The organism is Citrobacter sp. CK180 (assembly GCF_030333655.1).
Lineage (GTDB): Bacteria > Pseudomonadota > Gammaproteobacteria > Enterobacterales > Enterobacteriaceae > Citrobacter_B > Citrobacter_B koseri.
The window spans coordinates 231123-243893 of record NZ_JAOWFM010000055.1 but is presented as its reverse complement, the minus strand read 5'-3'; the positions used below and the strand labels follow the sequence as shown (position 1 = coordinate 243893).

Genomic DNA, 12771 nt, shown 5'->3' with positions numbered 1-12771 from the left:
GCGAAAATCAACGATGGCAAGCGCTTCATGCCGGATAAGAATGTAGGCCGGATAAGGCGAAGCCGCCATCTGGCGATGTGCCGGGTGGCGCTGTCGCCACCCGGCACAACGATTACTGCAACGGACTTAAGGTGATTTCCACGCGGCGGTTTTGCGCTTTACCTTCGGCGGTGCTGTTGCTGGCGATCGGGTTCGCCGGGCCCATGCCGCTGGTGCGGATGCGGTTGGCGGCAACGCCCTGGGTGATCAGCGCGCTGGCCACGGAGTCCGCGCGCTGCTGCGACAGACGCATGTTCAGATCCTGCCCGCCGGTACTGTCGGTGTAGCCCACTACGTTAACGGCGGTTTTGTTGTACTCTTTCAGCACCATCGCCACGCCGGTCAGCGTGTTGGCGCCTGCCGGTTTCAGGGTTGCGCTGCTGCTGTCGAAGGTGACGTTATTCGGCATATTCAGGATGATGTTATCGCCACTTCGCGTCACGCTCACGCCCGTTCCCTGCATTTTGTCACGCAGTTTCGCTTCCTGTACGTCCATGTAATAGCCAACGCCGCCGCCCAGCGCCGCGCCTGCCGCTGCGCCAATCAGCGCGCCTTTGCCGCGATCTTTCTTGGAAGAGGAGAGTGCGCCGACGCCTGCGCCGACCAGAGAACCAATGCCCGCGCCAATGCCGGATTTACCCGCTTCGCGCTCGCCGGTGTAAGGGTTTGTTGTGCAGCCAGATACTGCCAGGGCGCCGCTCACGATAGCAGCAATGACCAAAACACGTTTTTTCATCTTAGTTCCTTAATGACTTTTTTATTTTTTCGCCACAGCGACGGTGGCGGTTGATTATGATGTGCGAACATGAAGAAAATTCCAGGGAAGACTCTTAAATTTGTAAGTAACATTGAGCGGCATAATAAATAAGCCGTCACACCTGCATCGCATTCAGGAGCGCATTTTGATCAACGCACCATCGCACTATTCGGTATTAACCGCTGCCCACTGGGGACCTGTCCGGGTCGACACTGACGGCGAGACGATTCTCGCGTCTCGCGGGGCGCTGCCCACTTCGCATCTCAATTCCCTGCAAACCGTCGTGCGCGACCAGGTTCACAGCCCTACCCGGGTGCGTTTCCCGATGGTGCGTAAAGGATTTCTCGCCTCGCCAGAGAAGCCACAGGGCGTGCGCGGTCAGGATGAATTTGTGCGGGTGAGTTGGGATGAGGCGCTGGATCTGATCCATACCCAACACAAACGTATTCGTGAAACATATGGGCCGTCCTCGATTTTTGCCGGTTCTTATGGCTGGCGCTCGAATGGCGTGCTGCATAAAGCTTCCACCCTGTTGCAGCGTTATATGGCGCTGGCGGGCGGGTATACCGGGCATCTGGGGGATTACTCCACGGGGGCGGCGCAGGCCATCATGCCGTATGTGGTGGGCGGAAACGAAGTCTACCAGCAGCAGACCAGCTGGCCGGTTGTGCTGGAACACAGTGACGTGGTGGTGCTATGGAGCGCCAACCCTTTGAATACGCTAAAAATTGCCTGGAATGCGTCGGATGAGCAGGGCATTGCTTACTTTGCCGCGCTGCGCAACAGCGGGAAACGACTGATCTGCATCGATCCAATGCGATCGGAAAGCGCGGCGTTCTTTGGCGATAAGATGGAGTGGATCGCCCCGCATATGGGGACTGACGTGGCGCTGATGCTGGGGATTGCGCATACGCTGGTAAAAAACGGCTGGCATGATAACGCGTTTCTGGCGCGCTGCACGACCGGTTACGAGACATTCGCCGACTATCTGCTGGGCGTGAGCGACGGCGTGGCGAAAACGGCGGAATGGGCGGCAGATATTTGCGGCGTATCCGCCGCTAAAATTCACGAACTGGCGGAACTCTTCCATAAAAACACCACCATGTTGATGTCTGGCTGGGGGATGCAGCGTCAGCAGTTCGGCGAGCAAAAACACTGGATGCTGGTAACGCTTGCCGCCATGTTAGGGCAAATTGGCACGCCCGGCGGCGGTTTTGGCCTCTCGTACCATTTCGCCAACGGGGGAAACCCGACGCGCCGCGCCGCCGTACTGGCTTCAATGCAGGGCAGTCTGCCAGGCGGCACCGATGCGGTAGACAAAATTCCGGTGGCGCGCATTGTCGAGGCGCTGGAGAATCCCGGCGCGCCCTATCAGCACAACGGTATGAACCGCCATTTCCCGGATATCCGCTTCGTCTGGTGGGCCGGTGGCGCGAACTTTACGCATCATCAGGATACCAACCGTCTGATTCGCGCCTGGCAAAAGCCGGAACTGGTGGTGATCTCCGAATGTTTCTGGACCGCTGCGGCGAAACATGCCGATATCGTGTTACCTGCCACGACCTCTTATGAACGTAACGACTTAACCATGACCGGCGACTACAGCAACCAGCATCTGGTGCCGATGAAGCAGGTTGTGCCGCCGCGTGATGAGGCCCGTAATGACTTTGACGTGTTTGCCGAACTGAGCGAGCGCTGGGAAACGGGCGGTCATGCGCGCTTCACCGAAGGGAAAAGCGAGCTTGAGTGGCTGGAAACCTTCTACAACATCGCCGGGCAACGCGGCGCCAGCCAGCAGGTGACGCTGCCGCCGTTTGCACAGTTCTGGGAAGCCAACGATCTGATTGAAATGCCGGAGAATGCGGCCAACGCGCAGTTTATCCGCTTTGCGGATTTCCGCCGTGACCCCGACGCGCATCCACTGAAAACGGACAGCGGCAAGATAGAGATCTACTCCCGGCGAATTGCGGACTACGGCTATGCGGACTGCCCAGGACACCCAATGTGGCTGGAGCCAGACGAATGGCACGGCAATGCCGAACCCGGTCAGCTACAGGTGCTGTCCGCCCATCCGGCGCATCGTCTGCACAGCCAGCTTAACTACAGCCAGCTTCGTGAACAGTATGCGGTGGCGGGGCGCGAACCGGTTACTCTGCATCCGCAGGATGCGCAGACGCGGGGCATTGCCGACGGCGACACGGTGCGGGTCTGGAATTACCGAGGACAAATTCTGGCGGGCGCGGTGGTGACGGAGGGCATTAGACCCGGCGTTATCTGCATTCATGAAGGGGCATGGCCGGATTTAGAGGTGTCGGCTGGCGGCATCTGTAAAAATGGCGCGGTAAACGTGTTGACCAAAGATCTCCCCAGCTCGCGACTGGGGAACGGCTGTGCGGGCAACACCGCGCTGGCGTGGATTGAAAAGTATACCGGCCCTTCGCTGACGCTTACGGCGTTTAATCCGCCTGCCAGCCCATAATCCATGTCGGATGCTGTGTATCTTCCTGCCATGCGCTGTCTTCGATACGAAAACCCAGCGCATGGTAGAAATTCACCGCCGACTGATTTTTCTGGTAAACCTCCAGGCTGAGCGCGGTAAAGCGCTGCTGAACATGCTGCACCAGCGCCTTGCCAATCCCGCGGCGGATCGCGTCTGGCGTGACAAACAGCGCGCCCAAAAAGCGCGCTTCCATCACGCTGGCAAAGCCTTTCAGTAAACCTGCTTCTTCCCACACCCAGGTCTGCGCGGCGGGCAAGTACACGTCACGCACTATCGCTTCGCTTTCGCGCCAGTAGCGCGCTTCGATAAACGGGTGGGCATAGATCGTGCTTTCCATCCAGAGCGTCAAAATTGACGCCATATCGTCAGTCCGGGATTCGCGAATCATGCTGACCTCCAGGATGGCAGAAACAGCCCGTGATATGGTCGTTGACCAGCCCGCACGCCTGCATAAAGGAGTAGCAAATGGTGGTGCCGACGAACTTGAAGCCGCGTTTTTTCAGCGCTTTTGCCAGCGCATCCGACGCGGGGGTTGAGGTGGGGATCTCGCTCAGGCTGGCGGCGCGCGTTACCTGCGGCTGGTTTTCGACAAAAGACCAGACGAATTCAGCAAACGGTTCGCCATTTTGCTCCATCGCGAGATACGCCCTGGCATTGCCGATGATGGCCTGAATTTTTCCCCGATGGCGAATAATGCCCGCATCCTGCAACAGACGCTCAACGTCGTCTTCCTGCATCGCCGCGACGCGAACGGGATCAAAGTGGTGGAAGTTTGCGCGATAGTTTTCCCGTTTCTTCAGCACGGTGATCCAGGAAAGCCCCGCCTGCTGGCCTTCAAGGCAGATCATCTCGAACAGCTTTTTGCCGTCGGTTTCGGGAATGCCCCACTCCTTGTCGTGATAGGCGATGTATAGTGGGTCCTGACTGACCCATCCGCAACGCTGCATACTCTTCCTCGCTGTTTTGACTACCGCAAAAATTTCATTCGGCCCGCCTTGACGCGCCAGCTAAAAAGACAATATTTAATACAGGGCTAATAAGCCCTGGAACCGCCAAACAATGACAATAATATCGCCGAATTCGGCTCTTCTCTGGAGTCGCGTTGATGATTATAAAAAAATGCAGTGGTCGCCAGGTGTGGTGCTGCCTGGCGAGCGTTATCGTCTGTGCAATTTTCACTAACACAGCATATGCCTGGCAACAAGAATATATCGCTGATGCCGTATCGGGTCATACGACAGAACGCTATACATGGGACAGCGATCACCAACCAAGTTACAACGATATTCTGGCGGAGCGGATTCGGTCCAGCCAGAATGCGCCTGGCCCTGTGCTGAGCCTGGCCGATCAAACGCCACTGGACGCGACCAGCGGCATGAGCATGGGCTGGAATTTTCCGCTTGCCGGGCGCGTGACGACCGGGCCGGTCGCCAGCCTGCATTACGACGGCTCAACCACCTCGATGTTTAATGAATTTGGCGACAGCGTGACGGCGCAGACGCTGACCGACCCTCTGTGGCATGCCAGCGTCAGTACGTTGGGCTGGCGGGTGAATTCGCAGTTTGGCGATATCCGTCCCTGGGCGCAAATCAGCTATAACCAGCAATACGGCGAGAACATCTGGAAAGCGCAGTCGGGGCTGAGTCGAATGACGGCAGCGGATCAGAATGGCAACTGGCTGGATGTGACGGTGGGGGCGGACATGCTACTGAACCCGCATATCGCGGCGTATGCGGCGCTCTCTCAGGCAGATAACAGCGCAAGCAATAGCGACTATCTGTACACCCTGGGCGTTAGCGCCAGATTTTAACGAGAATACGCACGTAATAAAAACAAGTTTTTTACAATTAAGTCTCTTTCATAACAAGGTGTACAGCGATAGTAGGTACTAACTGACCTTAAAAAAATCACGCCGCGCAGTCTTTGTCTCGTCATTCATTCCGCAATCCAGGCATTTCATTCCGTTCTGATGGCATTTCATGCCGTTTTTCCCCTGCATAAAAAGCACTTCGTTATTGTTGTCGGCAGTGAATTTCTCCTTTGTTTATGCAGGAAGACTGCCATGAAAACTTCTGATTATCAGCGTACCCGTTGGCTGACGCTTATCGGCACCATCATCACACAATTTGCGTTAGGTTCTGTTTACACCTGGAGCCTGTTTAATGGCGCGCTCTCTGCGAAACTGGATGAGCCCGTCAGTCAGGTGGCCTTTTCATTTGGCTTGTTGAGCCTGGGACTGGCGATCTCCTCTTCCGTGGCGGGTAAATTACAGGAACGTTTCGGCGTAAAACGCGTCACGATGGCGTCGGGTGTTTTACTGGGCATCGGCTTCTTTTTAACGGCGCATTCCAACAACCTTATGATGCTGTGGCTGAGCGCCGGGGTGCTGGTTGGCCTGGCGGACGGGGCGGGATACCTGTTAACGCTGTCTAACTGCGTAAAATGGTTCCCGGAACGTAAAGGGCTGATTTCCGCCTTCGCGATTGGTTCTTATGGCCTCGGTAGCCTCGGCTTCAAATTCATCGACAGCCAGCTGCTGGCGACGGTCGGTCTGGAAAAGACATTTATGATCTGGGGCGCGATTGTGCTGGTGATGATTGTCTTTGGTTCAACGCTGATGAAAGACGCGCCGAATCAGGATGTTAAAGCGGTAAACGGGGTGGTGGAAAACGACTTCACCCTGGCGCAGTCCATGCGTAAACCGCAGTACTGGATGCTGGCGGTGATGTTCCTGACGGCCTGCATGAGCGGTCTGTATGTCATCGGCGTGGCGAAAGACATTGCTCAGGGGCTGGCGCATATGGATGTTGCTTCGGCGGCCAACGCGGTCACGGTGATTTCCATCGCTAACCTGTCAGGCCGCCTGGTGCTGGGCATTCTGTCTGACAAAATCGCCCGTATCCGCGTGATTACCCTCGGTCAGGTTGTCTCGCTGGTCGGGATGGCAGCGTTACTGTTCGCGCCGCTGAATGATGTGACGTTCTTTGCCGCGATTGCCTGCGTCGCCTTTAACTTCGGCGGTACGATCACGGTATTCCCGTCGCTGGTGAGCGAGTTCTTCGGCCTGAACAACCTGGCGAAAAACTACGGCGTGATTTACCTGGGCTTTGGGATTGGCAGTATTTGCGGGTCGATTATCGCCTCGCTGTTCGGTGGGTTCTACGTCACCTTCTGCGTTATTTTCGCTCTGCTGATCCTCTCTCTGGCGCTCTCGACCACGATTCGCCAGCCTCAGCGCCGCGTCTTTAAAGAGGCTCACGCCTGATTTTATTCATCATTTAACCACTTCCCGGCCTGGATATTTTTGTAAATATCCGGGCCGCTTGCTTATTCTTCCGACACTTTTACGCTTCCCTGTGGTCTACATACCCGCGCGTGTAGACTGTCTGACATCTGCTGTTACCGCATTTATCCACCTGCCCGGTCTGGAATGGCCTTTTGCGGGTGGTTTTTATCCCGATTTCCAGGGTTTGCTTGCATGAAATACATTAAATCGATGACGCAGCAGAAGCTGAGCTTCTTGCTTGCGCTCTATATCGGCCTGTTTATGAATTGCGCAGTGTTTTACCGCCGGTTCGGCAGCTATGCGCAGGAATTTACCGTCTGGAAAGGCCTCTCGGCAGTGGTTGAACTTGGGGCCACGGTTCTCGCCACGTTCTTCTTACTCCGTCTGCTTTCCCTGTTTGGTCGCCGCGTCTGGCGGGTTCTGGCTACGCTGGTGGTGCTGTTCTCCGCGAGCGCCAGCTATTACATGACCCTCCTGAACGTGGTGATCGGCTACGGCATTATTGCCTCCGTGATGACCACGGATATCGATTTATCGAAAGAGGTCGTCGGCTGGCACTTCATTTTGTGGCTGGTGGCGGTGAGCATTCTGCCGCTGGTCTTTATCTGGAGTAACCGCTGTCGTTACACCCTGCTGCGGCAGTTACGCACGCCGGGCCAGCGCGTTCGCAGCGTGGCGGCGGTGGTTCTGGCTGGGGTGATGGTGTGGGCGCCGATTCGCCTGCTCGACGTTCAGCAAAAGAATGTTGAACGAACAACGGGTATCGATTTGCCGAGCTATGGCGGCGTGGTGGCGAACTCTTATTTACCGTCGAACTGGCTATCGGCTTTAGGGCTGTACGCCTGGGCGCAGGTGGATGAGTCGTCGGATAATAACTCGCTGATGAACCCGGCGAAGAAGTTTACCTATGTTGCGCCAGAAGGCATTGATGACACGTATGTTGTGTTTATCATCGGCGAAACCACGCGTTGGGATCATATGGGCATCTTCGGCTACGAGCGGAATACGACGCCGAAGCTGGCGCAGGAAAAAAATCTCGCGGCGTTCCGGGGTGAGTCGTGTGATACCGCGACCAAACTTTCGCTGCGCTGTATGTTTGTGCGCGAGGGTGGCGCGTCGGAGAATCCGCAGCGTACGCTGAAAGAGCAAAACATTTTTGCGGTGCTGAAGCAGTTAGGGTTTAGCGCCGATCTGTATGCGATGCAGAGCGAGATGTGGTTCTACAGCAATACGATGGCGGATAACATTGCCTACCGCGAGCAAATCGGCGCAGAGCCGCGCAACCGGGGTAAGACGGTTGATGATATGTTGCTGGTGGATGAAATGCAGCGTTCGTTAGCGCAAACCCCTGACGGGAAACACCTGATCGTGATGCATACCAAAGGGTCGCATTATAACTATACGCAGCGTTATCCCCGCAGCTTTGCGCAGTGGACGCCGGAGTGTGTCGGCGTTGACGACGGCTGCACAAAAGCGGAGATGATCAACTCTTACGATAACTCGGTGAGCTATGTTGATCACTTTATTACCCGCGTGTTCGATCAGCTGCGCGATAAGAAAGCCATTGTGTTTTACGCCGCCGATCATGGCGAATCGATCAATGAGCGCGAGCATTTGCACGGCACGCCGCGCAAGATGGCGCCGCCAGAACAGTTCCGGGTGCCAATGCTGGTGTGGATGTCGGATAAGTATCTGGAGAACCCGCAGCATGCGCAGATGCTTGCGCGCCTGCAACAGGCGGCGGCGATGAAAACGCCGCGCCGTCATGTGGAGCTGTATGACACGGTGATGGGATGTCTCGGCTACACCTCGCCAGATGGCGGAATTAACGAAAACAACGACTGGTGCCATATTCCGGCTGAACAGAATGCAGCGGTGCAGTAAGCGGTCTGCTGACTTTCTCGCCGATTGAATGGCATTTTCAAACTAAGGGATTGACGGGCGCGCACCTGAGCAGTAAGATGCGCCCCGCATTCGGTGATTGGCGCAGCCTGGTAGCGCACTTCGTTCGGGACGAAGGGGTCGGAGGTTCGAATCCTCTATCACCGACCAATTCAGAAAAGCCAGCCTACGGGCTGGCTTTTTGCTGTCTGGAATTCAGCATTGTAGGCCTGATAAGCGCAGCGCCATCAGGCAGGATCGGTCACTCATTTTCGGCAACGCCGGATGGCGGCGCAGACACCTTATCCGGCCTACGGCCCAGCATTGTAGGCCTGATAAGCGAAGCGCCATCAGGCAGGATCGGTCGCCCACTTTCGGTAACGCCGGATGGCGGCGCAAGCGCCTTATCCGGCCTACGGCTCAGCATTGTAGGCCTGATAAGCGCAGCGCCATCAGGCGGGATCGGTCGCCCACTTTCGGTAACGCCGGATGGCGGCGCAGGCGCCTTATCCGGCCTACGGCTCAGCATTGTAGGCCTGATAAGCGCAGCGCCATCAGGCAGGATCGGTCGCTCATTTTCGGCAACGCCGGATGGCGGCGCAGGCGCCTTATCCGGCCTACGGCTCAGCATTGTAGGCCTGATAAGCGAAGCGCCATCAGGCAGGATCGGTCGCCCACTTTCGGTAACGCCGGATGGCGGCGCAGGCGCCTTATCCGGCCTACGGCTCAGCATTGTAGGCCTGATAAGCGCAGCGCCATCAGGCAGGATTGGTAGCCCACTTTCGGCAATGCCGGATGGCGGCGCAGGCGCCTTATCCGGCCTACGGCTCAGCATTGTAGGCCTGCGCCATCAGGCAGGATCGGTCGCTCACTTTCGGCAACGCCGGATGGCGGCGCAAGCGCCTTATCCGGCCTACGGCGATTTCGCCATTGGCAAAAAATGTGCATCACTTCTCACTGTTTGTTCACGTTTTTGTGACATATTCCATTGTCTTTTTTTATCTTTGCTTAAATTTTTTTTTGCGTTACTTATGGCTGAGCCCAGCATTTTCCGCTGTGCGTTTTAGCGTTCGTGATATTAATCGCTCAGATATGCAGCATTTCGTCAGAAATTTTTCACAATCTGCACAAACGTTAATCACCAAATGTTGCGAAATATGAAGCGATTAATTCTGGTGTTAACGGAGTAGCACAAATTTCCCTGCTGAAAATAGTCGTTTGAAGTTTTTTTAATCTTTGTTTGTGAATTCTCACCGTTGTTGTAAATCATGGTTGCCTGTATTGACGTTTTCACATTCTGTTGACAGATTGTAGGGCATGAGGGGCATTTCATGGAGAATCCGCACTGCAACTCAGGCGCTTATGTGAACGGAATCCCCATCCTCTTAACGCCGACCCGGCCGGGTAAAAAACAAAAAAGGCCAGGCGGTGCAAACCCACTGCAAAGGGTAAAACAACAACATCACATTTGGAGCAGAAGAATGAGTATTTCCTTGAAGAAGTCAGGGATGCTGAAGCTTGGTCTGAGCCTGGTGGCCATGACCGTCGCAGCAAGTGTACAGGCTAAAACTCTGGTTTATTGTTCAGAAGGTTCTCCAGAAGGCTTCAACCCGCAGCTGTTTACCTCCGGCACCACCTATGACGCCAGCTCAGTACCTATCTATAACCGTCTGGTGGAATTTAAAATCGGTACAACCGAAGTTATTCCAGGCCTCGCTGAAAAGTGGGATGTCAGCGAAGACGGCAAAACCTACACCTTCCACCTGCGTCAGGGCGTGAAGTGGCAGGACAGCAAAGACTTTAAACCGACGCGCGATTTCAACGCCGATGACGTGGTGTTCTCGTTCGATCGTCAGAAAAATGCTGAAAACCCGTACCACAAAGTGTCCGGCGGCAGCTATGAATACTTCGAAGGGATGGGTCTGCCAGACCTGATAAGCGAAGTGAAGAAAGTGGACGATAGCACCGTTCAGTTCGTGCTGACCCGTCCAGAAGCGCCGTTCCTCGCTGACCTGGCGATGGACTTCGCCTCCATCCTCTCTAAAGAATATGCTGACAACATGCTGAAAGCCGGTACGCCGGAGAAAGTGGATCTGAACCCAATCGGTACGGGGCCGTTCCAGCTGTTGCAGTACCAGAAAGACTCCCGCATTCTGTATAAAGCGTTTGATGGTTTCTGGGGCACCAAGCCGCAGATCGACCGTCTGGTGTTCTCCATTACGCCTGACGCGTCCGTGCGTTACGCCAAGCTACAGAAAAATGAGTGCCAGGTGATGCCGTACCCGAACCCGGCGGACATCGCGCGCATGAAGCAGGACAAAAACATCAATCTGATGGAGCAGGCGGGTCTGAACGTCGGCTACCTCTCTTTCAACACCGAGAAGAAACCGTTTGATGACGTGAAAGTCCGTCAGGCGCTGACCTACGCGGTGAACAAAGAGGCGATCATTAAAGCGGTTTATCAGGGCGCGGGCGTTGAAGCCAAGAACCTGATTCCGCCGACCATGTGGGGCTATAACGACGACGTTAAAGACTACAACTACGATCCAGAAAAAGCCAAAGCGCTGCTGAAAGAAGCGGGCCAGGATAAAGGCTTCACCGTTGAACTGTGGGCGATGCCGGTACAGCGTCCGTACAACCCGAACGCTCGCCGTATGGCTGAGATGATTCAGGCTGACTGGGCGAAGATTGGCGTACAGGCCAAGATTGTCACCTACGAGTGGGGTGAATACCTCAAGCGTGCGAAGTCAGGTGAACATCAGGCGGTGATGATGGGCTGGACCGGTGATAACGGGGACCCGGATAACTTCTTCGCGACCCTGTTTAGCTGCGCTGCGGCGAAAGACGGTTCCAACTACTCTCGCTGGTGCTACAAGCCGTTTGAAGACTTGATTCAACCGGCGCGCGCCACTGACGACCACAACAAGCGTGTTGAACTCTACAAACAGGCTCAGGTGGTGATGCATGACCAGGCGCCTGCGCTGATCATCGCTCACTCCACTGTGTACGAACCTGTGCGTAAAGAAGTCAAAGGCTATGTGGTTGATCCTCTGGGCAAACACCACTTCGAAAACGTCTCTGTCGAATAATTAAAAGCCAGGGGTGCCTGAGCACCCCATGCCCGGCGGCGCTGCGTTTGCACGAACCTACGATCGTAGGCCGGATAAGCGCATCGCCACCCGGCGTAATGCTTTACCCCACGGCGGCGTATGCCGTGGGATAAGATTTGTGAGCAATACAGACGCACTGTCACCAGGCGGCGCGTCATTAGAGAGAATCCGGGTTATGTTGCAGTTCATCCTCCGACGTTTGGGACTCGTCATCCCCACGTTTATCGGTATCACCCTTCTCACCTTTGCCTTCGTCCATATGATCCCGGGCGATCCGGTCATGATCATGGCAGGTGAACGTGGTATCTCTCCTGAGCGTCATGCTCAACTGCTGGCTGAACTCGGTCTGGATAAACCGATGTGGCAGCAGTACCTCCATTACATCTGGGGGGTGATGCATGGCGATTTGGGCATCTCGCTGAAAAGCCGTTTGCCGGTGTGGGACGAGTTCGTGCCTCGCTTTAAAGCGACGCTGGAACTTGGCGTCTGCGCCATGATTTTCGCCACCGCGGTAGGGATTCCGGTCGGCGTGCTGGCCGCCGTGAAGCGCGGTTCCATTTTCGATCATACCGCTGTTGGCCTGGCGCTGACCGGTTACTCTATGCCTATCTTCTGGTGGGGCATGATGCTGATCATGCTGGTATCAGTGCAATGGAACCTGACGCCGGTTTCCGGGCGCGTCAGCGATATGGTGTTCCTTGATGACTCCAATCCGTTAACCGGCTTTATGCTGATTGACACGGCTATCTGGGGCGAAGAGGGCAACTTTATTGATGCTGTCGCGCACATGATCCTGCCTGCGATGGTGCTCGGTACGATACCGCTGGCGGTTATCGTACGTATGACCCGCTCCTCCATGCTGGAAGTGCTGGGTGAAGATTATATCCGTACCGCGCGCGCCAAAGGTCTCACAAGGATGCGCGTCATCATCGTACACGCGCTGCGTAACGCGATGCTGCCGGTCGTGACCGTGATCGGTTTGCAGGTGGGGACGCTGCTGGCAGGGGCGATCCTGACCGAAACCATCTTCTCGTGGCCTGGCCTTGGCCGTTGGCTGATTGATGCGCTGCAACGACGCGATTATCCGGTTGTACAGGGCGGGGTGTTACTGGTAGCGACGATGATTATTCTCGTCAACCTGCTGGTCGACCTGCTGTACGGCGTGGTGAACCCGCGTATTCGTCATAAGAAGTAAGGG

General features: G+C 55.7%; 9 protein-coding genes and 1 tRNA gene. 7 read left to right on the top strand and 3 right to left on the bottom strand.

Annotated elements, in window-relative coordinates:
* Window positions 1-112: 112 nt before the first annotated feature.
* Window positions 113-775: an OmpA family lipoprotein gene (locus OGV50_RS19965; protein ID WP_049008917.1), complete on the bottom strand. Its 663-nt coding sequence runs from the start codon at window positions 773-775 to the stop codon at window positions 113-115.
* 166 nt (window positions 776-941) lie between these two features.
* On the opposite strand from OGV50_RS19965, the gene OGV50_RS19960 reads away from it, so the two are divergent.
* The gene (locus OGV50_RS19960; protein WP_286488721.1) at window positions 942-3275 is read left to right on the top strand and encodes a molybdopterin guanine dinucleotide-containing S/N-oxide reductase; all 2334 of its coding nucleotides are present in this window, start codon (window positions 942-944) and stop codon (window positions 3273-3275) included.
* Here OGV50_RS19960 and OGV50_RS19955 read toward each other — a convergent pair.
* Entirely contained in the window at window positions 3253-3684 is a 432-nt protein-coding gene (locus OGV50_RS19955) for an N-acetyltransferase (protein WP_200093125.1), read from the bottom strand. The genes OGV50_RS19960 and OGV50_RS19955 overlap by 23 nt on opposite strands.
* A complete protein-coding gene (gene tag, locus OGV50_RS19950) occupies window positions 3662-4243 on the bottom strand; it encodes a DNA-3-methyladenine glycosylase I (protein ID WP_012135682.1) in 582 nt (193 codons plus the stop codon). The genes OGV50_RS19955 and tag overlap by 23 nt, the downstream gene beginning before the upstream one ends.
* A gap of 158 nt (window positions 4244-4401) precedes the next feature.
* On the opposite strand from tag, the gene OGV50_RS19945 reads away from it, so the two are divergent.
* The 6 genes from OGV50_RS19945 to dppB all read left to right on the top strand — a co-directional run bounded on the left by OGV50_RS19945 (window position 4402) and on the right by dppB (window position 12768).
* Window positions 4402-5106 carry an autotransporter outer membrane beta-barrel domain-containing protein gene (locus OGV50_RS19945; RefSeq protein ID WP_104868051.1) on the top strand — a complete coding sequence of 235 codons (705 nt, stop codon included), beginning with the start codon at window positions 4402-4404 and terminating at the stop codon, window positions 5104-5106.
* Between the two features lie 252 nt (window positions 5107-5358).
* Window positions 5359-6561, top strand: coding sequence for an L-lactate MFS transporter (locus tag OGV50_RS19940; RefSeq protein WP_024131048.1), 1203 nt, complete (start codon window positions 5359-5361; stop codon window positions 6559-6561).
* 213 nt (window positions 6562-6774) lie between these two features.
* Window positions 6775-8466 (top strand): kdo(2)-lipid A phosphoethanolamine 7''-transferase, encoded by a 1692-nt coding sequence (eptB, locus tag OGV50_RS19935; protein ID WP_071259263.1) that lies wholly within the window; start codon window positions 6775-6777, stop codon window positions 8464-8466.
* 91 nt (window positions 8467-8557) lie between these two features.
* Window positions 8558-8634 (top strand) — tRNA-Pro (locus OGV50_RS19930).
* 1310 nt (window positions 8635-9944) lie between these two features.
* On the top strand, window positions 9945-11552 hold the full coding sequence (dppA, locus tag OGV50_RS19925; protein WP_012135678.1) for a dipeptide ABC transporter periplasmic-binding protein DppA: 1608 nt from the start codon (window positions 9945-9947) through the stop codon (window positions 11550-11552).
* A gap of 196 nt (window positions 11553-11748) precedes the next feature.
* Window positions 11749-12768, top strand: a complete 1020-nt coding sequence (dppB, locus tag OGV50_RS19920) for a dipeptide ABC transporter permease DppB (RefSeq protein ID WP_012135677.1) — start codon at window positions 11749-11751, stop codon at window positions 12766-12768.
* The last annotated feature ends 3 nt before the right edge of the window (window positions 12769-12771 follow it).

Bases quoted from the DNA above. Each gene is read 5' to 3' on its own strand.
- eptB (WP_071259263.1), top strand. From the start codon at position 6,775: ATGAAATACATTAAATCGATGACGCAGCAGAAGCTGAGCTTCTTGCTT.
- dppA (WP_012135678.1), top strand. From the start codon at position 9,945: ATGAGTATTTCCTTGAAGAAGTCAGGGATGCTGAAGCTTGGTCTGAGC.
- OGV50_RS19965 (WP_049008917.1), bottom strand. From the start codon at position 775: ATGAAAAAACGTGTTTTGGTCATTGCTGCTATCGTGAGCGGCGCCCTG.
- OGV50_RS19945 (WP_104868051.1), top strand. From the start codon at position 4,402: ATGATTATAAAAAAATGCAGTGGTCGCCAGGTGTGGTGCTGCCTGGCG.
- tag (WP_012135682.1), bottom strand. From the start codon at position 4,243: ATGCAGCGTTGCGGATGGGTCAGTCAGGACCCACTATACATCGCCTAT.
- OGV50_RS19955 (WP_200093125.1), bottom strand. From the start codon at position 3,684: ATGATTCGCGAATCCCGGACTGACGATATGGCGTCAATTTTGACGCTC.
- OGV50_RS19940 (WP_024131048.1), top strand. From the start codon at position 5,359: ATGAAAACTTCTGATTATCAGCGTACCCGTTGGCTGACGCTTATCGGC.
- dppB (WP_012135677.1), top strand. From the start codon at position 11,749: ATGTTGCAGTTCATCCTCCGACGTTTGGGACTCGTCATCCCCACGTTT.